The sequence below is a fragment of the Cyclobacterium sp. SOCE241 genome (genome assembly GCF_056867545.1).
Genome location: NZ_CP149779.1, coordinates 1,222,971 through 1,244,340, shown reverse-complemented (window position 1 = coordinate 1,244,340; position 21,370 = coordinate 1,222,971). Strand labels below are relative to the sequence as shown.

Genomic DNA, 21,370 nt, shown 5'->3' with positions numbered 1-21,370 from the left:
TTTTGGACATAAGACAAAACAGTGGCGGAGAAGACAGGTATTCAGCAAGAATTGCACAAGCCTTTTCGGATGGAGTACATGAAATATATAGTGTACAGACGCGAAATGGGAGAGGATATAATGATTTTGATGAGAAGAATTTATACCATACTCAATTTGATAGCAATCATTCTTATACCAAGCCTGTAATTGTGCTTACAGATAGAAAAACCATCAGTGCAGGAGAAGTTTTCTTGTTACACATGAAGGCTTTTGAGCATGTTACACAAATAGGAGACACCACTGCCGGCGATTTTTCTACTGTAAGTAATATGCGCTTTCTTCCCAATGGGTGGAGGTATGTTTATTCCATTCAGCAATTTTTGTTGCCTAACGGAGAAAGCTTGGATGGTATCGGTCATGTGCCTGATGTTTATGCGAAAAATACAGTCGCTTCGATTAACGGTCAATCAGACTTGGTATTTGAGGAAGCTTTGCGCTATTTGACCGCAGAGGATGGACAGAGTAATTGTAATCAATAGCGTACATTAGTCTATTACGTTTGATAAATACTGTGTAACCCTTGATATTTTTTTGTAGCTTAAAGAATGTTAGGATTGAAAGGCTAGTAAATCTATTTAATCATCATGGAAGATAGGCTATTGACATTGCATCCGGAAGGTAAAAAAGGGGTAAATATAATGGTGTCTAAATACACCATTATGAAAGAATTTATCCTTAAAACCTTGAGCGAAAGGGAAAAAATTTCCTATAAAGAATTAAATAAACTTGCGATTGCATCATTGAAGGACAGTTTTGAGGGCTCAGTTGCTTGGTACTTGGTTTCGGTTAAACTAGACCTTGAGGCAAGAAAAATCATTGAGCGAATTCCCGGAACTAGCCCACATTTATTGCGGCTTTGTAAGAAAATAGGATAGGTAACTAAAAGCCGGAAGCAGTATCCATTCCTCTTTTATCAGCCCCTGCTTCCAAGGTGCCATCTTGTCGGACCAATATGGCGTCCACTCTTCCGATTGAATTTCTTTCAGAAAGCTTATGGCCCTTTTTTCTTAAATTTTCAAATAACTGCCTGTCTGTGAAGCTTTTCTCAAAGCTGATTAAATCAGGTTTCCATTGACTATGAAATCGAGGTTGGTCAACTGCTTGTTGCATTCCCATGCCAAATTCGACCACATTAATAATGGTTTGAAAAACAGATGTTGGGATTGTGGACCCACCGGGTGTACCTACAACCATAAATAACCTTCCATTCTTTTCTAAAATGGTGGGACTCATGGAGCTAAGCATTCTTTTTCAGGTTCTATTTTATTGGCTTCTCCTCCCAGCACACCAAACATGTTGGGAAATCCCGGCTTTATTGAAAAATCATCCATTTCATTGTTCAGGATAAAACCTGCACCTGCTACCAACACTTTTGATCCCATATTACCGTTGAGGGTGGTAGTACTTGAAACGGCATTTCCAGCAGGGTCGATAATTGAAAAATGAGTGGTCTCTTCACTTTCATTTATGATGTTTCCCTCCTTAATTTCTGATGATGGTGTAGCTTTCTCAGGGTCGAAATTATCAAATCTTTCCAATAAGTATTCCTTGGAAATTAATTGATTCATGGGCACAGGGTAAAAATCTGAATCTGCCATATAAGCGGCTCGATCTGCAAATATTCGCCTCTCTGTTTCCGTTTTTAAGTGGAGGTATTCACCGTATTTACTTTTGGTATTGGACACCTTGTAATCTTCTATAGTGCCTAACATCTGGAGCAAAATAATGCCTCCGCCACTAGGGGGACCCATCGTTATAATTCCAAAGTCTTTATAAGTCCCTCTTAAGGGCGCTCTCCATTTGCTTTTGTATTGTTTTAAATCTTGGTGAGTGATAATTCCTTCACCTCTTTTCATCTCTTCTACTATCAGATCGGCTACTTCCCCTGCATAAAAACCATCTCTGCCTTTGTCTCGAATCAAAGTAAGGGTTTGGGCAAGGTCTTTCTGAATTAAGAGGTCTCCTTTTTTAAAGGTTTTACCGGTAAAATGCGTAGGCTCTACTGAGGAATAATTTTTAAGTTTGATAGCGAAATCTGAGAAAAAATCGGCCTCTTTTTCGGTTAATTCAAAACCTTTCTCTGCAAGTAGAATAGCAGGATTAATCAATTGATTCCAAGGAAGTGAACCAAATTTTTCATAAGCCCTGACCATACCATCTACCGATCCCGGAACTCCGGAAGCCAAATGGCCATTTTGACTTTTTCAGGTAGGGCATTTCCTTGGGCGTCAAGATACATGTCTCTGCTCGCATGTATGGGGGCTTTTTCCCGATAATCTAAAGAATGGACGGTCCCATCATTTTCTCTTATGACCATAAATCCACCTCCGCCGATATTCCCGGCTTGTGGGTACACAACAGCAAGGGCCATATGGACAGCAATGGCGGCATCTACTGCATTTCCCCCTTCAATAAAATGGTTTTCCCTACTTCGGATGCCAAGGGGTGTGCACTGACCACCATGGCCTTATTTCCTATTAATCCGGTTTGGTGTTTTTGTGGCTTACAGGAAAATCCGATTGCCAATAATAAAATTAATATAAAAGGTCGATAGCCTGAAGAAAAAGAATATTTTGCCATAAATCCCTGTAAACCTGTTGAGTTAAATCGTTTCTTAAAATATACTAGTTAAGAATAATTATAAAAATTAATGAGGAGTACTTTTTAGGAAAAAATGCAAATCTTGTTCTAATTCATCTAGCGTCTTTAAAAAATCTGGATAAATATCCGGGAAATTATTCGTTATTTCTTTTTCAAGCGCATTAATTTTTTTATTTACCAAGTTGGCTCCTAAGAGACTGAATATAGGTTTAGACCTATGAAATTTCTTTTTGATGGCACTTAGCTGTCCCGTCTCGTAAAGAGGTAATAAGGTTTTTAAATCTTGTACATTCAATTCCAGAACCAACTCTATGATTTCATGGATAAGTTCTATATCCTCATCGAAATAATGATAGATCATATCGGGTTTGATCTGTTTGTACATAAAATTGGTTTTATTGTAAGTGGTGGTTGTCGAAACTATGCAATGAATAATATAGGTAAATTATTCCAAATGCAAAAATAGGACTGGAATGGTACATTTTCACATATTATTAGAAATTATTTATTTGATCTTAAAATTTTAAATTCCTTGGCTTTCAATTTAAACTGTAATATTCATTCGGTAAACGAATATAAATGCCAAAAAAGTATGTGTTTGGAGGGAACTATTTTGTCAAATACTTGATTAGTTTTGCAAATAAAATTCAGAGAAAAAATGAATAGAAACAAATTGATTTTTCTCATTTTTGGGATCGTTTTTTTGGCTATAATGCTGTGGATTGGTTACGATATGTCCACTAAAACCACATTCCCGGGTTCTAAACCTAATTTAAAAGAAAGAATAGAAAAGGAGTAGTCTTTCCATATTTTCTGGTTTACCCTTAAAAAATAGAGTCAGCTGATGCACCAACAAAAAATTGATCAATTAGTTAATGCCTTGGAAGAAATTGAGATTCGCTGTGAAACAGCTATCAATATTCCATTTAAAAGAAATTTGATTGAAGGGAAGGGAGAGGAGTTACTTTCTGAAGGGTACAATGATTTAAAAGGAACCGGAGATTTTCCTTTGCTGAATCAATTAAAGTTAGACTTTAAATTTGGGAAGTTTTTATTTCTTTTTGATGATGCTAATCATTTCAACAGGTACCGGCTTAAAACATTAAAAGCTGATGTTTATGAGACCTTCAGTTTTTCTTGGCATGGGAGCTATTTGCGGATGTGTAGGACTTTTGAAAGAGAATGTCTTTTGTCAGGGGCTCAGGATCGGGTTTGGAATGGCCCACCAATTGCCTCAAAATGTTTTGGTAAATCAGAAATTCCACCGGATCTTTCTGGAAATGGTGCTGCGGGTTGGAAACTAAATGCCTACAATGATTTACAATATGATTTGGTTAGTAGGTTATTAGGGTACAAACTAATTAGAATTCCTGCCTATGAAAATCTTATGATAGGAGGAAAGCTGCAGCGCATTGATAAGTTATTATTACGACCAAATAAAGAAACCTTGAAATCAGTAGGTACTTGGCTAGCCAGAAAAATGGACTAGTTGAACAAGCCAAATATTTCCCGATCTATTTTACCCACAATGGTAGAAAAATCTTCCGGGTTGTGGACGAAATCCATATTATTTACGTCTATAACTAAAAGCTTTCCCAGTCTATATCCTGATATCCAATCTTCGTAGAGGTCATTTAGATTTTTTAAATAGGCAATTTGAATGCTACGTTCATATTCCCTACCTCTTTTCTCAATTTGATCTACTAATTTAGGAATGTCAGCCTTTAAAAAAATCAGTAATTCCGGAGGATTGATATAATCTATCATGGAATGGTAGAGCATCTTGTAATTTTCATAATCTCTTTTGTTGATCAATTTTGATTCGTATAAGTTGGCCGCAAATATGTGTGAATCTTCATAGATGGTTCTATCCTGAATAGTGGAATTTGGGCTGGCCTGGATTCGTTTTACCTGATTGAACCTGCTGTGAAGAAAGTAAACTTGTAAATGGAAAGCCCATTTTGGCATGTCTCCATAAAAGTCTGACAAATAAGGGTTTTCTTCAACTGATTCAAATTCTATTTGCCAACCATAATGTGTGGCAAGTTTTGAAGCCAATGTAGTTTTACCACTTCCAATATTTCCTGAAATTGCAATATGCATTTTTTGCTTGTTTTAGGTTTTAGAATTTAAATACCTTACCATCACCAAACCTATCACTCATAAATCAAGTTTCCTTTAGTTTCAAAAGAAAAGCCGATTAATCATTTGGCATGAGCTTCATTTTTACTTGAGCCAGATAAAAATGACATTTTGGCTTTCTAATTTGGTTAATGAGTTTAATCGAATGCAATATTAATACCTGATTTAGAGAAAGAAAAAAGTTAAAAACCCTTTAATACTAGTCTTGTCTTAATAAGTAGGTTAATTCTTCGGAAAATACTTAAAATCCCCTCTAATTTTTTTCTAAAGGCATATTTTTCATTAATTAATTTTGATCAATCCCATGTTATTTCAAATTAATTTTTAATTTTAGGAGGCCTTTTTTTTAAAAAATCAAACTATTGTTAGCTGACTGGTTTTTTTCAAATTAGGAATAGTTTGATCGTGGCCCATTTTCTCATCCAAAAGTAAACTTTATATGAATCAAGAATCCAAAGGAAATGAACAACAATTAAAGAAGACATTAGGCCCATTTATGTTGTGGGGTTTGGGTGTTGGATATGTTATATCAGGAAATTATTTTGGATGGAATTTAGGACTTGCAGAAGGGGGGACACTAGGCGCTGGAATCGCCATTTTTTTCATTATCATAATGTATATCACCTTTACTTTTAGTTACACGGAGATGGCCTGTGCGATTCCCAAAGCCGGAGGTGCCTTCTCCTATGCTGAACGGGGGTTGGGAAAACACCTTGGGTTTTTGGCGGGTATGTCCCAGAACATTGAATTTATTTTTGCCCCACCTGCAATCGCTTCTGCTATAGGAGCTTATTTCGGAATATTTTTCCCTGAGTTGGACGCATTATTGATAGGGATAGTTGCTTATTTGATTTTTACCGGTCTAAATATAGTAGGTCTACAAGTGGCAGCTACTTTTGAATTATTTATCACAATAATAGCCGTTTTGGGATTGTTGTTTTTTGCAGGTGTTACATTGCCAGCCTTCAGGGTAGAAAACCTTCAAATCAATGCCTTGCCCAATGGCTACATGGGTATAGTTGCCGCCATTCCTTTTGCTATTTGGTTTTTTCTGGCCATCGAAGGTGTGGCCAATGTAGCTGAAGAGACCATTAATCCACAAAAAAATATTTTGAAAGGATTTGGCTTTGCCTTACTGACTTTGGTTATTTTATGTGTGCTTACTTTTATGGCGGCCGTTGGTGTTGGTGGCTGGGAAGCCATTGTATATCCTGATGATTCAGGCGTTGCTTCTGATTCTCCTTTGCCTTTGGCTATGGGACTAGTCACGGGTGACAACCAAATCTATTACCATCTGTTGGCCTTTATTGCTCTTTTTGGGCTTGTAGCTTCTTTTAATGGGATCATCCTGGCCGCGGGACGTACCACCTTTGAATTTGGGCGAGTAGGATATGCTCCCAAAGCCATAGGAGCGGTGAATAAAAAATTTAAAACTCCTGTCAATGCCCTGATTTTTAATATGATCATCGGTATCATTGCTTTATTCACGGGTAAAACCGGGGAGATAATTACTATTGCTGTATTTGGTGCCTTAAGTTTATACATATTGTCTATGCTTGCTTTTCTCAAGCTTAGAAAAAATGAACCAGAATTGGATAGGCCATTTAAAGTACCTTATTATCCTTTGTTTCCTATGGTTGCTTTGATCATCGCAAGCCTTTCATTGATTGCCATGATTATTTATAACTTTAATCTGGCCTTGTTGTTTTTCGCGATGCTATTGGGGGCTTATTTATTCTTTGTATTATTCCTTAACAAGACAAAAACTTCATGAAATTAAGTAAAGAAGAAGTCAAATCAAGTTTAAAAAACAGTTCATTTAATAAGGTTAAATTAGCCATAGTTGATATTGATGGAGTCCTACGTGGCAAGGTTGTTTCTTTGGAAAAATTCTTTTCTATATTGGATGGAGGATTAGGATTCTGTGCTGTAGTATTTGGTTGGGACATGCAAGATAAATCTTACGATAACGTATCTGTAACCGGCTGGCATACCGGATATCCCGATTTCCAAGCAAATATTGATTCATCTACCTACAGAAAAATACCTTGGGAAAATGACCTTCCATTTTTTTGGCAGATTTTAGTAATGACAAAGATAATGGGGCATTGGTTTGTCCGAGAACCTTGCTAAAAAATGTGCAAAAAGAAGCACTTGATGCCGGTTTTATCCCACAATTTTCGCAGGAATTTGAATGGTTTAACTTTGAAGTTACACCGGATGGTTTTGGAAGCAATAATTGCGCCGACACCAAACCCATGACACCGGGAATGTTTGGCTACTCCATTTTAAGATCATCATTAAAAAGTGATTTTTTTAATGATTTATTTGATCTCTGTCACAAGTTTGACATACCATTGGAAGGTTTGCATACCGAGACTGGTCCCGGAGTATATGAAGCTGCAATACAATACAGTGATATTTTATTGGCAGCAGATCGTGCGGTTTTATTCAAAAGTAGCGTTAAAGAAATTGCCTACAAACACGGCGTTATGGCCACTTTTATGGCCAAGTGGTCTGAGGAATTGCCTGGGAATGGGGGGCATGTACACCAAAGTATTTGGGACAAGGACTTGAAAAATAATTTGTTTTATGACGGCAATGCAGAGTGGGGAATGAGTAGTACCATGCGTCATTATGTGGCAGGGCAACTGAAATGTTTACCTTATATTTTACCTATGTTTGCTCCTACCATTAATAGCTACAAGAGGTTGGTAGAAGGAGCTTGGGCACCTACCACATTGACATGGGCAAAGGACAACAGAACAACAGCCTTAAGGATTTTATCCGGAGGAGCCAAATCTACTCGATTAGAAACAAGAGTTATTGGATCTGATGTAAACCCATACCTAGCCATGGCCGCTTGCTTGGCTTCAGGATTATATGGGATTCGGAATAAGCTGACGATGGACAAACCTGCTACCGTCGGTAATGGTTATGAAGATTATTCCAATGGTTCGATTCCTTCCTCACTAAAAGAAGCTACGGAAGCCATGAAAAATTCAAGCATTGCTAAGTCATTGTTTGGTGAGTCCTTTGTCGATCATTTTTGCAAAACTCGGGAATGGGAATGTCGGGAATTTGCCTCTAATGTTACTGATTGGGAAAGGAAACGTTATTTTGAAATAATTTAATTTCGACTTCAATACATTTAATAACTCTAGTTTTCATTTATTATAATGGATATTCTTCAAAAATATAATTTCAGTTTTCCTACGGCCATAAGATTTGGTGTAGGTGTTATCAGTGAATTACCTGATTATTTAAAACAAAATCAATTGAATCGGCCACTTTTGGTAACTGATCCTATTGTTAAAGAGCTTGATTTTTTTAAAAAATAGTAGGACAATTGAGCCAATCAGGATTGTCTGTAGAGGTTTTTTCTGATGTTCACAAAAACCCTGTAAAGACAGATGTACTCAAAGGTAAGGCATCGTATCAGTCTACTGACAGAGATGTTATCGTAGGCATTGGAGGTGGAGTGGCTTTAGATGTGGCTAGAGCTATCGCCTTAAGCATAAATCATCATAGAGATTTATTTGATTATGACGACTTAATTGGTGGAGATAAATACGTAACGGAGCCTATTCCACCTTTTGTTACTGTACCCACCACATCAGGTACAGGAAGTGAGGTAGGAAGAAGTGCCATTATATCTGAAGACGAAAGTAAAAAGAAAAGAATACTATTTGCTCCCACACTTATGGCGAAGATAGTATTTGCAGATCCTGAACTTACCATGGATTTGCCTGCCTTTGTCACGGCAGCTACGGGTATGGATGCTTTGACACACAATATTGAAGCCTATTTGTCTAAAAATTGGAATCCTATGTGTAGTGGGATAGCCTTAGAAGGTATTAAGCTGATTGGGGAATCCATAGAGACCGCTACATTAAAACCTGATTTGGAAGCTAGAAGTAAAATGCTAATGGCGTCCATGATGGGGGCCATAGCTTTTCAAAAAGGTTTGGGAATTGTACACAGCTTGGCTCATCCCTTGTCAAGTCTACTAGATACCCATCATGGTTTGGCCAATGCCATTAATTTACCGTATGGACTTGAATTTAACTATGAAGGATTTGAAGATAGGTATGAGCAAATGGGACTAATGGTAGGCTTAAAACAAGGTGATGGTAAAAAAATTATCCAGTACATAAGTGATTTAAATGAAACTTTGGGATTGCCTTCAAAACTTTCCGCTATAGGGGTAAAAGAAGATCATATTGATACCTTGGCATCGCTTGCAATTGCGGACTTTTGTCATCCTAATAATCCTAAACCGGTTACTGAGCTTGATTTTAGAACCATTTATAAAGGGGCCTTATAACATATGCTTAAAATTGGAATAAGTGCTTGCTTCATGTATAAGGAGCCTTCTAGAATTGTTTTCGGCCCTAAAAATTTGGCTTATGTTGAATGTGATATGTTCAGTTATGTGTCTCAAAAAGGCATACTTCCGGTGTTAATTCCGGACTTGCCCATGCAGCAACTAGAGGAAATCTTGGCAGAATTGGACGGGTTTGTTTTCCAAGGAGGAACAGACTTGGCTCCGGAGACTTATAATGAAACTCCCATAGTGCCCGGCAAATGGTTGGGTGATGCTTATAGAGATGCATACGAACTTAGAATCATGGAATATGCTGTAAAGCATAACAAACCTGTATTGGCAATCTGTAGGGGATTTCAATTGATGAATGTATTTTTGGAGGAAGCCTATATCAAGATATCATTACACAAAATCCTGATGCTATGCAGCACAGAGATGCGGAAAAATACGATGCTTTGGTTCATGAGATCGTTTTTGAAGCAGGTAAAACTTTGGATTTGGTATATGATGGAATTGATCAGCCAATAGTAAATTCTGTTCATCATCAGGGTGTTAAGACCGTAGGGAAAGGTTTAGAGGTATTGGCCGTTAGTAAAAATGATGGGATCATAGAAGCTCTGCAAAATAAAGCTGGAAATGTCCTAGGAGTGCAGTGGCATCCCGAGTTTTCTGTAGGCAAAGGAGCTCCCTTGCTTGACCCGTTAAAACTGTATGAATATTTTATAGAAAAAGTTAAAAATCAATAGGAATGGATATAATCAACCCTGCTACCGAAGAAGTTTTAAAGACTTTAAAAGAAGATACTGCCGCTGAAGTTAGTAGCAAAATTGCTTCTTTAAGAGAAGGGCAAGTTTTTGGGCACGTGTGCCTATAGAAGAGAGAATTGCCATAATAAAAAAGTACGGTGATTTAGTAATGGACAATTTGGAGGAATTGGCATTTATTTTAACCTCTGAAACAGGTAAACCCATTCAGCAAGCTAAAAATGAAATTAAGGGTGCGCAGAATAGAATAACGCATATCCAGAAAGATGCTGTCAAATACCTTAAGAAAGAAGTCATCACTGCAGAAGGAGATACGCGAGAAGAAATTTCTTTTGAGCCTTTGGGTGTGATTGCCAATATTTCTGCCTGGAATTTCCCATACAATGTTGGATACAATGTGTTTTTATATGCTTTGTTAGCAGGTAATGCGGTGGCCTATAAGCCATCAGAATATGCAACCCTTACAGGTCTAAAATTTCAAGAATTGCTTTGGGAAGCCGGAATTCCTAAGAATGTTTTTGAATGCTTTTTAGGGGACGCTGAAGTAGGGGAGTTATTGCTAGAGGCAGACCTAGATGGCTACTTTTTTACCGGGTCCTATAAAACCGGAAAGTACATTGCCCAAAAAGTGGCCTCAAAACTTGTTCCAGTTCAACTGGAACTGGGAGGAAAAGATCCTTTGTATGTAATGGATGATGTGGCAGATGTGAAACAAGCTGCCATCAATGCAGCAGAAGGAGCTTTTTATAATAATGGTCAAAGTTGCTGTGCAGTGGAAAGAATTTATGTTCATGAAGCTATTTATGATGAGTTTGTAGATGCATTCGTCAATGAGGTTTCTTCTTATAAAATCGGTGATCCTATGGCTGAAGATACTTTTATAGGAGCCCTCACTAGGAAAGATCAGTTGAATTTTATCCAATCTCAAATAGCTGAAGCCAAAGAAAAAGGTGCCAGGTTACTTATTGGAGGGAAAGAATGGGGAGAAAAAGGCTATTACCTGGAACCGGCAGTACTGACCGAAGTTAATCACAGTATGGACCTTATGAAGGAAGAGTCGTTTGGGCCTGTTATAGGCATTCAAAAAGTGAAAAATGACGAAGAAGCCTTGAATTTGATGAAAGATACCTCCTTTGGACTTACAGCAGCAGTATTCTCAGGTGATGAATCACGGGCCAAGCAGTTGTTAGAAGGTTTGCCCACGGGAACTGTTTATGTCAACTGTTGTGATAGGGTTAGCCCAAATCTTCCATGGACAGGAAGAAAAAATTCAGGTCTTGGAGTGACTTTATCTTATATGGGAATTAGGGCTTTTACCCAGCCTAAAGCTTACCAATTGAGAGGTTAGTTTTCTTACTTTTAAGGCCAAATAAGCTGTAGTTTAGGTGAAAATGTTTTTGATTTTCATTTAAGTTCGCTTATTGAAAAACCATTGGCTAAGTGGAGAATTAACCATTTGACAATAATCTATCTTTAAGGTTTTCACAGTAAAATTATAATTTTACCCATAAGTGGAAAAATATTTGGATACTTAAGCTTATTGATTTTCCCTTAGTTAGTACGACAACCTGAATCCGGTTTGAGATTTAATTAATGTGTTTAATATCGTATTTCAATTATGAATGAGAACAGAAGAGATTTTCTAAAAAAGCAGCGCTTTTTTCCGGTGGAATGGGTTTATGGGGAGTTTTACCTGCTTCCATAGAAAAAGCCATGGCCATTAATCCGGAACCGGGCACTACATTTCTTGATGCAGAGCATGTAGTTTTATTGATGCAAGAAAATCGTTCCTTTGACCATTGTTTTGGTAAACTAAAAGGAGTTCGGGGATACAATGACCCAAGAACCATTTCATTGCCCAACAAAGACAAAGTTTGGATCCAACGTGACAAGAACGGAAATGCTTTTACCCCTTTTAGGTTTAATATAAATGAGACCAAAGCGACATGGATGAGTGATATTCCTCATTCATGGGAAAATCAAGTAGACGCCCGAAATAACGGAAAGTATGACGGTTGGATTGAGGCCAAAAGACCTGGAAGAAAAGAATACAAACATGTTCCCATGACCATGGGCTATTATGAAAGGCAGGATATCCCCTTTTACTATGCCTTTGCAGATGCATTTACCGTTTGTGACCAGCATTTTTGTGGAGCACTTACCGGAACTACCACCAACCGAAATTATCACTGGGCAGGGAAAACTGTTGGGAATGTTGGTGAAAAACCTTTGGTTAGGAATGGGGAGCATACTTATGGTAAGGAAGTTGACTGGAAAACATTTCCTGATCGGCTACAAGACAATGGTATTTCGTGGAAGGTTTACCAAAATGAGGTAAGCTTACCAACCATGTTGAAGGGAGATGACAGTTCTTGGCTTGCAAACTTTACGGACAATAACCTAGAATGGTTCAAGCAATTTGAAGTTCGCTATACTCCGGGCCATTATGAATTTTTAAAGCACAAACAGAAAAACCTTCCTATAGAGATTGCAAAGTTAGAGGCTTCACTTCAGGATGCAGTTGAAACAGATAAAGAGGATATTAAAAAAGAAATTGCCTCCAAAAAAGAAGCTCTTATCTTCGTCAATGAATCCATAGAGAAATTTGGACCTGAAGCATTTGATAAGCTTTCACCAAAGGAGAAGGAAATGCATCAGCGTGCTTTCACTACCAATATCGCTGATCCCGACTATCACAAGACAGAGATTTTGGAATATGAAGAAGACGGTGAAAAAAGAGCAACCAAAATACCCAAAGGGGATATTTTTCATGAATTCAGAAAGGATGTAAACTCCGGAAATCTTCCTACCGTTTCGTATTTAGTTGCACCCAAAAACTTCTCTGATCACCCTAGTGCACCTTGGTACGGGGCTTGGTATGTTTCAGAAGCTTTGGAGATTCTGACAAAAAATCCTGAGGTTTGGAAGAAAACAATTTTCATTCTTAATTATGATGAAAATGACGGATACTTTGATCATGTTCCTCCTTTCGTTCCACCAAAACCGAATGATCCCAATGCAGGTAAGGTTTCCAAAGGAGTAGATGCGAGAACGGAATTTGTATTCAAAGAACAAGAGGAAAATTATCCGGGAATGGATCCGGAAGATGTTCGTGAAAGTCCGGTTGGTTTGGGATATAGAGTGCCTTTAATTGTGGCATCGCCATGGAGTAGAGGGGGATGGGTCAACTCGGAAGTCTGTGATATTTCTTCTACCATTATGTTTATGGAGAAATTTTTATCCCACAAAACCGGGAAAAAAATAAGAGAGGAAAATATCAGTTCTTGGAGGAGGACGATAAGTGGGGATCTAACCTCAGTATTCAGGCCTTTCAACGGAGAAAAGATTGAACTTCCCAATTTCCTAACCATGGAAAGCCATGTGAAGAAAATTCTTAATGCAAGTTATAAGGACATTCCTGACAATTTTAAAATTTTAACTGAAAGTGAAGTGAGTCAGGTTAATAACAGTCATTTACAGTCTCCTATTCTCCCAAAACAAGAACCTGGCACGAAACCCTCTAATGCACTTGCTTATGAATTGTATGTAGATGGGGAGATTAATCCCTCCAGGAAAGCTATCGTTCTAAATTTAGAGGCTTCAAATAAGAAATTTGGAGACAAAGCGCTAGGAGCGCCGTTTCTAATCTATGCTCCAGGTGCATTTAAGAACCCTACAACCAATGCATTTGAAACAGCTTCGAATTGGTCATTTGCAGTCAAACCCGGAGATAAACTGGGTTATGAATGGCCTTTGGATGCTTTCGAAGGTGGGTTGTATCATTTGCAGGTATATGGTCCAAATGGGTATTATAGAGAGTTTAAGGGTAATAAAAATGATCCCCAATTGTCTTTGGTATCTTCTTATACTGCGGATGGGGGTGATAATAAGACCGGAATATATAAGCTAGATATTGAAAACCTTTCTAATACAATGTTATCAATCAAGGTGACAGACAATGCCTATCAGCACGGTAAAAAAACCATTGATTTAAAGCCCGGAGAAAAAAGCCAGTTCGTGTGCCAACCGTAAAAAGTCAAGGTTGGTATGATTTTACCCTGATTGCAGATGGAAATGATGCATTCAGTCGCCGGTACTGTGGACGCCTAGAGTTAGGTAAGGACAGTATTTCCGATCCACTGATGGGTGGAGAGATGTCCATTAATCTGAGTTAGTTTATTGCTAAATTAGGGTTAAGTATCCAAGCCGGATTTTTCAAGTATTATAAAAATGATTCAATTGGTTTAATTTTAAGCCTGAATTAAATAAGTAAATATTTGGATAACTAGCCTAAAAAAAGACCTTTTCCTTATATGGAAATGGTCTTTTTTTATTAGGTCATCTTTAAACCCGAAATAATCAATAGACAATTTAATACGTGCTGAAATCCCTTCAAAATCAGCCATATCGTTGCTGCTTTCAAGTTCACCATAATAGTGCTATGCTAAAACCTCCAAACAGATTGTTTTCTTTCGATTGCAGCCTTCCCATAAACAAGAGACAGGCTTAACCCCTGACTATTATCAGAGTGGAGAAATCCTATTTCATAATTCGGGTTAAATAAATCATTTATTCTTCTACTACAGTTACTTTTCCTGCTTCGTAAACCACTTGTTTGTAATCTGCACTATTGTAACCATGGTTGGTTACTAGTATGGTGACATCAAATTCTCCGATTTCTTTATAAGTATAGCTGGTATACCAACCGGTCTCCCCCAAGGCAGTCTTAAAACCTCTTGCTTTAACGAGTCCATAATCTGAGTAATAATCGCTAACAATAAGCACAGGATTACCGAACATATCCAAAGAATCGGTTTCAGTATTCACTTTCTTTACTATTCTTCGTTCCCCTCCCGGCCATACTGTAGCGATGTCCGCATCAGTTTTCACCACAAAGCGAAAAGATTTGTTTACTGTAGGTTGGGTTATCAATGAATCATTTCCTTCGATATCCTCCATATACATTTCTACACTTTGTACTGTTGGGTTAGGTACAATGTCTTCTTGTAAACAAGAAATAAGAGTAAATGGGACTAGGAAACCCAATAAAATTAAATTATATATCTTTTTCATTTTCTTAATTATTTATTAGTACCCGGGATTTTGATTGAGTGAAGCATCCTTTTGGATCTCAGCCACCGGTATTGGTAGCAGGAGCTGGTATTCTTCAATGGGTTCTGTTGTAAATATTCTGGCATCAAAACCAACGACATTCATTAAAGCCCAAGATATCTTTTCTACAGCTTTACCTGTTCTCACCAAATCAAAAAACCGATGGCCTTCAAAAGCCAATTCAACTCTTCTTTCGTGTAAAATTTGTTCGATATCGAGTTGGTCCACAGTTAAACCTTTTAGACCGGCTCTTTCCCTCACCATATTAAAGTAGGGCAGGGCTTCACTTGCTTTATTATTTGCTACCAATGCTTCACCATACATCAACAATGCATCTGCATATCTTGTGACCATGTAGTTGAAATCTGTTCCTGTGATGTTATATTGTGCTAGGGTGCTTGTTTCTGGAGTGAACTTTTTAGGCCAGGGTTGTAATTCCGGACTGCCACCTTCCAGCTTTCCTGAATCCAAGGTAGCATTGTATCTGGACCAATCCGGTTCATCAATCCAGTCATTGTCTTCAACAAATTCTTTCATAAAGTTGAACATAACAATCGGCCCACCACCCGAAGCAATTCCATACAAGTATCCATTTTCATTGGTCATCCATTTAAAGAGAAAGTTTGGTTGACCTAAGGCAGCATTGTAATTGATCTCAAATATAGATTCTTCATTGAATTTGTTGTCCGGTTGATGAATTTCTTCAAAATTACTTAGCAAAGAATAATTACCGGCCTCTTTGTCTACAATCAGTCTTTTCAATATAGCTTCTGCCATTGTAGGGTTATTGATAGTTAAATAAACCTTTCCCAAGATTGTCAAAGCAGCTCCTTTGGTAGCCCTAGCTTCTTCTCCTTGTAAACCACCATCGTCTTTCTTCAAACAACCTTCAATGGCTGCTTCCAAGTCAGGTATGATTACAGAAGAATAAATCTCGTCTTTTGAAGTTCTTCCAATGCCTATGGCTTGGTTGGGATCATCTAACCTGTCAACCACCTTCGGAACATCCCCATAAAGCCTTACAAGGTTAAAATAAGCCAAGGCTCTAAGGAATTTGGCTTCTGCTTGATAAACTTTTACTAGGTTTTCCTCTTCAGCATTCAAAGGCGTATAATCCTCAATTATATCAATAATATTATTGGAATTGACGATGACTTTATAATGGTCTCTCCAAAAATTAGGACGAGAATTTCCAGTGTTTTTTTCAATAAATAGTCATTGCTTTGCCATAATACATCTTTGCCATCATCAGAAGAGATTTCTAAATATTGAGGCACCTGATTTCGGGAATAAATATTCTGAAAAGGGGCATAACAGGCCGCCAATCCGGCTTTTATTTCTGAGGGGTTGTTATAAACCCCCGTTGAAAGTGCATCCTCCGGTTGTCTGTCAAGAAAATCTTCTGAGCAAGAAAAGAGGAGACTAACTATAATAATTAAATTTATTGTTTTTTTCATGATTTAGAGCTGTTTACAATGCTAAGTTGATTCCTAAACTGATTGTCCTGGCTAAAGGATATGCTCCTCTGTCTATACCTTGAGACAAAGCAGAATTTCCTTGAAAGTTTACCTCAGGATTATAACCCGGATATTTTGTAAAGAAGAAAGCATTCTGTACACTCATATAAACTCGTAAATTATTAATGTTTGCTCTACGTGCAATTTCGTTGGGTAAAGTATACCCTAAAACTACATTTTGAATATTTATATATGTTCCTTTAAAAACAAGACTACCTGATACACTTGAGCCATCTGCACTTTTTCTTGTAGGAGAAGCATAGGCTGCGTCAGTTCTGGTTGGAGTCCAGTAATTATTGAAATATTCAGTGGTCATACTCCTTCTTCCTCCACCTCTTCCAAGCATACTTTCAAATTCAACCATAGAAAGGTCTCCCCTTGAACACCATTGACGTGCACGGAAAAATCAAAATTCTTATAGCCAAAGTTATTGGTCATTCCCCAGACAAAAGAGGGGTTGTTTTGTCCGATCACGGTTTGGTCATTGCTGTCCAAGATACCATCTCCATTGACATCTGCAGCTTTTGGCGTGCCAGGATTGGAACGTTTGCTCCACAAAGCTTGCTGTGGGTTAAAAATTGGAGAGGTTTTTACATCCTCCCAATCATCAAATGCACCAAGGTTCGAATAACCCCATATCCCTGCCAAAGGTCTGTTTTCAGCAGTATATCCGTTGTTATTGATAATCGGTCGTTTGTCTTTGCCAATATCAAGAACCCTGTTTCGGTAATAGGAGAGGTTGGCAGAGGTACTCCAAGTAAAGACTCCATCAATATTTCTTGTAGAAATAGCATATTCATAACCTCGGTTTCTCATAGAACCTGCATTGGCCATAAAGGAGCTAAAACCGGTAACCACAGGGAGTGGTAGATTAAATAGCATGTTTTCTGTGAGTCTATGGAAATAGTCTACACTTAACATCACTCTACTGTCAAAAAGCTCTACATCTGTACCCAAACTGAAATCTGTGGTCTCCTCCCATCCTAAAGATGAGTTGGCTACTTTTCCGTCTACATAAGAAGGAGCAAGGGTAGATCCGGAACCAAAGACATAGGCTCCTGAATTCAAGGTGCTAAGTGCGAGGTAATTACTTATGCCTGCATTTCCGATTACTCCCCAACCTCCTCTAATTTTAAGATCATTTATTACAGATCTAAAAGGTTCAAAGAAATTTTCATCAGAAGCTCTCCAAGCGACAGACATGGAAGGGAAAATGCCCCACCTGTTGTCTTTACCAAATTTGGAAGAACCATCTCTTCTGATACTTCCAGTAAAATAATATTTGCTGTCATAGTTATATATAATTCGAGCAAAACTACCAATCATGGATTCGCTTGATCGATTAGTTCGGGCATCATTCTGAGCATTTACAATGGTGGTCCCTTGGTTCAATGTAGGGATCAAATCTGTAGGGTAATCGTACTTATTGATATAAGTACTTCTATAACTGGCTTCGTCTACAGAGTACCCCACCATAGCGTTCAATGAATGGGCATCAAAACTCTTGGTGTAAGTCAGGAAGTTTTGAGAATTCCAGTTAAAGCTTGAGGTGACCTGATTAATTCCCCTAGACCTTGAAAACGGCTGTGTGACTGTAGGCATGGAGTTTGGAAGGAAATAGTTTCTTTCCCAAAACCTAAATTGGGTATGAAATTCTGACCGAAAGGTTAAACCTTCTATTAAATTGATTTCTGTATATAAAGTAGCCAGATTTTTTACTGTTCTTCGTTTGTCTTCAATTTGGAAATTGGCCAAAGGGTTGACGGCAAAATCTAAATTCCAAAACCATGGGTTTTCATAAGTAGCTTCTGTTCCATAATAGTGAGGGACGCCATTCTCATCTGTAGGGGCCCAAATAGGAGGTAATCCTAATGCGTTATAAAATGGATTTCTAGTGCTGCCACCTTCAGTATTGGCCAATACTTGTGTGTTTTCCAAGGAAGGAGCCAACATCAAACCTAATTTTAGGTAGTTATTCACTTTCATGTCTACATTGGCCCTAAAGGAAAAACGATCATATCCTGAAGATTTTACAATGCCTTCTTGATTAAAATAACCACCTGAAACTCGATAAGTAATATCTTCTGTTCCCCCGGATGCGGAAAGTTGGATGTCATTTGTTTTACCCATTTGAGTTATTACATCCTGCCAATCGGTATTATATGGACTGTTTTTTGTGGTGTCGGTGACGGTAATCCAACGGTAAAACATTTGATAAGGGTCTTGCATGCCTGCCGAATATTGGGAGTAATTGGTCCAATTACTGATTCTTGTTTCATCAGAGTCTGTCCATTGCCAAAGCGGGGCCTCCGGATCGTTGGTGCCGAAATTTGGATCTTCTATTACATAGGCTGCCGCCCTCGATTCATCCATCATTTGCAAAAATTGATCTCTATTCAATACTTCTACTTTATTAAGCATGGATTGAATCCCTGATGTTGCATTGATTGAAATGCTGGGCTTTCCTGATTTCCCTTTTTAGTGGTAACTAAAATAACACCATTGGCAGCTTGCGTACCATAAATCGCACTCGATGAGGCATCTTTTAAAACTTCTATGGATTCGATATCTGCAGGGTTGATTGAATTTAAGGGGTTTTCAGTTTTATTATAACCATCCTTAATCGGAAACCCATCAATTACTATCAGTGGACTGTTGCTCGCATTAATTGAACTAACCCCTCTGATCACAATGTTTGAACCTCCTCCAGGTGCAGAATTATTATTTGAAATTCTTACTCCTGGCATTTTCCCTTGTAAGGACTGTACAAAATTAGAGGAGGGCCTGTCCTTAAGATCTTCTGCCGAAGCGGAAGAAATTGCAGTAGAAATGTCTTTTCTTTCCTGAGTACCATAACCGATTACCACTACTTCTTCTAGTGCCGAAATGTTTTCCTTTAATGTAACATTCAGTATAGTACGACTTCCTACAGCTATACTTTGTTTCTCAAAACCGATGAATGAGAAAACCAATGTGGCATTTTCAGGTACAGACATTGAATAACTTCCATCAATATCTGTAACTGTTCCAACGGAAGTACCCGGTATTGATACTGTTACTCCCGGCAGTGGTTCTCCATCAATATCTGTAACAACTCCTTTGATAGTAATATCGGCAATGAGGAATTTTTCAGATGATTCATGTTCGCTTCTGAGGATGGCAGATGAACTGAAATCCGGGTTTGCCAAGGCCGGGTTAATTGACATGGTACTACCGGTCAAGGTGGCAAGTAGGATACCTGTGAATAAATTTCTACGTACAATCTGCCGTAGAAGTATACTTTTTTTCATAGCATTTGGGTTTAAAGTTAAATTAGATAATAAAATAATTATATAGTATTCATTTTCGTCTATGTTTAAATGGTGTCTGTTTTAATAATCTCTGATTTGTGAAGTCTTTAATTTTACATTATTCGAATAATTTTCTAAAATAGATTTATGGTAACGTTTACATTTAGACTGATTTTATATATTTCGTAGATTAATAATAGTGTTTAAATACAAGGATTGATAAGAAAAATAATAATATTATAATTGGTAATTATAAAAAAATAATTTATAATAAAAAAGATATAATGGAATTGGTGAAATTAATGGGTTGAAATTAGTAGGTTTTAAAGAATTGTATATTTATTGATTTTCTAAAATTTCCCCATTCTACACCCTAATAATATAGAAAAAAGCTTTTAATAGGTTATATGTGTTAATAATGTGTTAATATTTTTGAAAAAGCATAAATTACGATAAATGAAATTTAAATTTAATTTATTTACAAAATATGTTCTAGGCGGTTAATGTGTATTTCAGAATAGATTAATTTGACATTCGGCATGGTATTTGAAAAATCATTCAAGTATTGATGTAGCGAAGTGAAAAAAATGTTCCTAATTTCCTAGGTAATTTGGATAGAGGAACCTGTTTCATTTATGATCCAAAAGAGAAGGGATTTTTTTGTTGCTTTGGATGAATTCAAATGAAGTTCAACCAATATACCTTTTTAGTTTCACTAAGCATCATAGTACCATTTTAATTTATTTAGATCGAACAATCAGATGCGTAAAAAGACCATAATTAGTTTAGGGATAGTTGTATTTTTATTGCTCTTATTAAGATTATTTCTACCAAGTATTGTACTTCATTTCGTGAATAAGGAGTTAAAGGACATGGAAGAATATACAGGTCATGTGGAGGACATAGATATCGCTTTGATTAGAGGTGCATATGTAATTGATGGAATTGAGATTTTAAAAAGGGATACAAATAAAACTGCTGCTATAGATACTGTTCCTTTTTTCTCATGCCCTAAGATTGACTTATCTGTTCATTGGAAGGCATTGTTTCAGGGGAAAGTTGTAGGTGAGCTTTTGGTAGATCAACCTAAGTTGAATTTTGTTCATACACCAAGTGTTGAGCCGGAAGTTAAGCAAGATACTTCCGATCTTAGAGGGTTAATTCGAGATTTAATGCCTTTGGACATCAATAGGTTTGAGATCAACCAAGCTGAAGTCCATTACATCGATAATTTATCGAGCCCTAAAGTGGATGTTTTTATTAAGGATTTAAATATTTTGGCAACTCATTTGACCAATGATCCTGTGGAAGGGGATTCTTTACCATCTTCCCTTAACGCTAATGGTAGAGCATATGATGGAGTATTCAATTTAGATGTGAAGTTAAATGCATTAGCCGACCAGCCTACTTTTGATATGAGTGCTGCATTTGAAAATGTGAACTTGGTAGGGTTAAATGATTTTTTAGGGCTTACGGAAATTTTGATGTTAAAAAAGGAGAATTTAATGTCTTTACAGAGTTTGCTGCAAAGGAAGGTGTCTTCAAGGGATATGTAAAACCATTAATCAAAGATTT

The 21,370-nt window shown here is 37.4% G+C and carries 20 protein-coding genes and 3 pseudogenes; 12 read left to right on the top strand and 11 right to left on the bottom strand.

Annotated features, from left to right (window positions below):
• Positions 1 to 2 precede the first annotated feature (2 nt).
• Together WG932_RS05990 and WG932_RS05985 are read left to right on the top strand one after the other, a co-directional pair.
• Positions 3 to 521 carry a S41 family peptidase gene (locus tag WG932_RS05990; RefSeq protein WP_483087322.1) on the top strand — a complete coding sequence of 173 codons (519 nt, stop codon included), beginning with the start codon at positions 3 to 5 and terminating at the stop codon, positions 519 to 521.
• 105 nt (positions 522 to 626) lie between these two features.
• Positions 627 to 917, top strand: coding sequence for a DUF6958 family protein (locus WG932_RS05985; RefSeq protein WP_339678056.1), 291 nt, complete (start codon positions 627 to 629; stop codon positions 915 to 917).
• 4 nt (positions 918 to 921) lie between these two features.
• On the opposite strand, the pseudogene ggt reads toward WG932_RS05985, so the two are convergent.
• The 4 genes and pseudogenes from ggt to WG932_RS05965 form a co-directional block, all read right to left on the bottom strand.
• Positions 922 to 2,195: pseudogene (gene ggt / locus WG932_RS05980) on the bottom strand (gamma-glutamyltransferase).
• 5 nt (positions 2,196 to 2,200) lie between these two features.
• Complete coding sequence (locus tag WG932_RS05975; protein ID WP_483087321.1) at positions 2,201 to 2,413, bottom strand: gamma-glutamyltransferase; 213 nt, start codon at positions 2,411 to 2,413, stop codon at positions 2,201 to 2,203.
• 20 nt (positions 2,414 to 2,433) lie between these two features.
• The gene (locus tag WG932_RS05970) at positions 2,434 to 2,622 is read right to left on the bottom strand and encodes a hypothetical protein (protein ID WP_483087320.1); all 189 of its coding nucleotides are present in this window, start codon (positions 2,620 to 2,622) and stop codon (positions 2,434 to 2,436) included.
• Between the two features lie 67 nt (positions 2,623 to 2,689).
• Positions 2,690 to 3,028: a hypothetical protein gene (locus WG932_RS05965; protein WP_149394150.1), complete on the bottom strand. Its 339-nt coding sequence runs from the start codon at positions 3,026 to 3,028 to the stop codon at positions 2,690 to 2,692.
• Between the two features lie 459 nt (positions 3,029 to 3,487).
• Here WG932_RS05965 and WG932_RS05960 point away from each other — a divergent pair, with 459 nt between their 5' ends.
• On the top strand, positions 3,488 to 4,132 hold the full coding sequence (locus WG932_RS05960; protein ID WP_014022410.1) for a DUF7255 family protein: 645 nt from the start codon (positions 3,488 to 3,490) through the stop codon (positions 4,130 to 4,132).
• Here WG932_RS05960 and WG932_RS05955 read toward each other — a convergent pair.
• Entirely contained in the window at positions 4,129 to 4,746 is a 618-nt protein-coding gene (locus tag WG932_RS05955) for a deoxynucleoside kinase (protein ID WP_014022409.1), read from the bottom strand. The two genes, WG932_RS05960 and WG932_RS05955, sit on opposite strands and share 4 nt — an antisense overlap.
• 478 nt (positions 4,747 to 5,224) lie before the next feature.
• Between WG932_RS05955 and eat the strand changes: the two genes are divergently transcribed.
• From eat to WG932_RS05915, 8 genes and pseudogenes are all read left to right on the top strand, one after another.
• The gene (eat, locus tag WG932_RS05950; RefSeq protein ID WP_149394149.1) at positions 5,225 to 6,559 is read left to right on the top strand and encodes an ethanolamine permease; all 1,335 of its coding nucleotides are present in this window, start codon (positions 5,225 to 5,227) and stop codon (positions 6,557 to 6,559) included.
• Positions 6,556 to 7,919, top strand: a pseudogene (locus WG932_RS05945) (glutamine synthetase family protein). The gene eat and the pseudogene WG932_RS05945 overlap by 4 nt, the downstream one beginning before the upstream one ends.
• 215 nt (positions 7,920 to 8,134) lie before the next feature.
• The gene (locus tag WG932_RS05940; protein WP_483087319.1) at positions 8,135 to 9,112 is read left to right on the top strand and encodes an iron-containing alcohol dehydrogenase; all 978 of its coding nucleotides are present in this window, start codon (positions 8,135 to 8,137) and stop codon (positions 9,110 to 9,112) included.
• A 3-nt stretch (positions 9,113 to 9,115) separates the two neighbouring features.
• A pseudogene (locus tag WG932_RS05935) lies at positions 9,116 to 9,858 on the top strand (gamma-glutamyl-gamma-aminobutyrate hydrolase family protein).
• A 2-nt stretch (positions 9,859 to 9,860) separates the two neighbouring features.
• On the top strand, positions 9,861 to 9,986 hold the full coding sequence (locus tag WG932_RS05930; protein ID WP_483087318.1) for a hypothetical protein: 126 nt from the start codon (positions 9,861 to 9,863) through the stop codon (positions 9,984 to 9,986).
• Positions 9,977 to 11,224 (top strand): aldehyde dehydrogenase family protein, encoded by a 1,248-nt coding sequence (locus tag WG932_RS05925; protein ID WP_483087317.1) that lies wholly within the window; start codon positions 9,977 to 9,979, stop codon positions 11,222 to 11,224. The genes WG932_RS05930 and WG932_RS05925 overlap by 10 nt, the downstream gene beginning before the upstream one ends.
• Positions 11,225 to 11,547: 323 nt before the next feature.
• Positions 11,548 to 13,908 (top strand): phosphocholine-specific phospholipase C, encoded by a 2,361-nt coding sequence (locus WG932_RS05920; protein ID WP_483087316.1) that lies wholly within the window; start codon positions 11,548 to 11,550, stop codon positions 13,906 to 13,908.
• A complete protein-coding gene (locus tag WG932_RS05915; RefSeq protein ID WP_483087315.1) occupies positions 13,896 to 14,051 on the top strand; it encodes a hypothetical protein in 156 nt (51 codons plus the stop codon). Before WG932_RS05920 ends, WG932_RS05915 begins: the two co-directional genes overlap by 13 nt.
• Positions 14,052 to 14,445: 394 nt before the next feature.
• Here the strand turns inward: WG932_RS05915 and WG932_RS05910 are convergent, their stop codons facing one another.
• From WG932_RS05910 to WG932_RS05885, 6 genes are read right to left on the bottom strand one after another with little or no spacing between them, the layout of a single operon-like run.
• Positions 14,446 to 14,949 carry a hypothetical protein gene (locus WG932_RS05910; RefSeq protein ID WP_483087314.1) on the bottom strand — a complete coding sequence of 168 codons (504 nt, stop codon included), beginning with the start codon at positions 14,947 to 14,949 and terminating at the stop codon, positions 14,446 to 14,448.
• Between the two features lie 15 nt (positions 14,950 to 14,964).
• The gene (locus WG932_RS05905; RefSeq protein WP_483088585.1) at positions 14,965 to 16,119 is read right to left on the bottom strand and encodes a RagB/SusD family nutrient uptake outer membrane protein; all 1,155 of its coding nucleotides are present in this window, start codon (positions 16,117 to 16,119) and stop codon (positions 14,965 to 14,967) included.
• Complete coding sequence (locus WG932_RS05900; protein WP_483087313.1) at positions 16,110 to 16,445, bottom strand: hypothetical protein; 336 nt, start codon at positions 16,443 to 16,445, stop codon at positions 16,110 to 16,112. Before WG932_RS05900 ends, WG932_RS05905 begins: the two co-directional genes overlap by 10 nt.
• A 13-nt stretch (positions 16,446 to 16,458) precedes the next feature.
• A complete protein-coding gene (locus tag WG932_RS05895; protein ID WP_483087312.1) occupies positions 16,459 to 16,851 on the bottom strand; it encodes a hypothetical protein in 393 nt (130 codons plus the stop codon).
• Positions 16,818 to 18,926: a SusC/RagA family TonB-linked outer membrane protein gene (locus WG932_RS05890; protein WP_483087311.1), complete on the bottom strand. Its 2,109-nt coding sequence runs from the start codon at positions 18,924 to 18,926 to the stop codon at positions 16,818 to 16,820. Before WG932_RS05890 ends, WG932_RS05895 begins: the two co-directional genes overlap by 34 nt.
• Positions 18,911 to 19,795 carry a TonB-dependent receptor plug domain-containing protein gene (locus tag WG932_RS05885; protein ID WP_483087310.1) on the bottom strand — a complete coding sequence of 295 codons (885 nt, stop codon included), beginning with the start codon at positions 19,793 to 19,795 and terminating at the stop codon, positions 18,911 to 18,913. Before WG932_RS05885 ends, WG932_RS05890 begins: the two co-directional genes overlap by 16 nt.
• 761 nt (positions 19,796 to 20,556) lie before the next feature.
• Between WG932_RS05885 and WG932_RS05880 the strand changes: the two genes are divergently transcribed.
• On the top strand, positions 20,557 to 21,351 hold the full coding sequence (locus WG932_RS05880; RefSeq protein WP_483087309.1) for a hypothetical protein: 795 nt from the start codon (positions 20,557 to 20,559) through the stop codon (positions 21,349 to 21,351).
• Positions 21,352 to 21,370: the final 19 nt, after the last annotated feature.

Bases quoted from the DNA above. Each gene is read 5' to 3' on its own strand.
- WG932_RS05985 (WP_339678056.1), top strand. From the start codon at position 627: ATGGAAGATAGGCTATTGACATTGCATCCGGAAGGTAAAAAAGGGGTA.
- WG932_RS05975 (WP_483087321.1), bottom strand. From the start codon at position 2,413: ATGGCCCTTGCTGTTGTGTACCCACAAGCCGGGAATATCGGCGGAGGT.
- WG932_RS05970 (WP_483087320.1), bottom strand. From the start codon at position 2,622: ATGGCAAAATATTCTTTTTCTTCAGGCTATCGACCTTTTATATTAATT.
- WG932_RS05965 (WP_149394150.1), bottom strand. From the start codon at position 3,028: ATGTACAAACAGATCAAACCCGATATGATCTATCATTATTTCGATGAG.
- WG932_RS05960 (WP_014022410.1), top strand. From the start codon at position 3,488: ATGCACCAACAAAAAATTGATCAATTAGTTAATGCCTTGGAAGAAATT.
- WG932_RS05955 (WP_014022409.1), bottom strand. From the start codon at position 4,746: ATGCATATTGCAATTTCAGGAAATATTGGAAGTGGTAAAACTACATTG.
- eat (WP_149394149.1), top strand. From the start codon at position 5,225: ATGAATCAAGAATCCAAAGGAAATGAACAACAATTAAAGAAGACATTA.
- WG932_RS05930 (WP_483087318.1), top strand. From the start codon at position 9,861: ATGGATATAATCAACCCTGCTACCGAAGAAGTTTTAAAGACTTTAAAA.
- WG932_RS05920 (WP_483087316.1), top strand. From the start codon at position 11,548: ATGGGTTTATGGGGAGTTTTACCTGCTTCCATAGAAAAAGCCATGGCC.
- WG932_RS05910 (WP_483087314.1), bottom strand. From the start codon at position 14,949: ATGAAAAAGATATATAATTTAATTTTATTGGGTTTCCTAGTCCCATTT.
- WG932_RS05900 (WP_483087313.1), bottom strand. From the start codon at position 16,445: ATGAAAAAAACAATAAATTTAATTATTATAGTTAGTCTCCTCTTTTCT.
- WG932_RS05895 (WP_483087312.1), bottom strand. From the start codon at position 16,851: ATGCTTGGAAGAGGTGGAGGAAGAAGGAGTATGACCACTGAATATTTC.
- WG932_RS05890 (WP_483087311.1), bottom strand. From the start codon at position 18,926: ATGCTTAATAAAGTAGAAGTATTGAATAGAGATCAATTTTTGCAAATG.
- WG932_RS05885 (WP_483087310.1), bottom strand. From the start codon at position 19,795: ATGAAAAAAAGTATACTTCTACGGCAGATTGTACGTAGAAATTTATTC.
- WG932_RS05880 (WP_483087309.1), top strand. From the start codon at position 20,557: ATGCGTAAAAAGACCATAATTAGTTTAGGGATAGTTGTATTTTTATTG.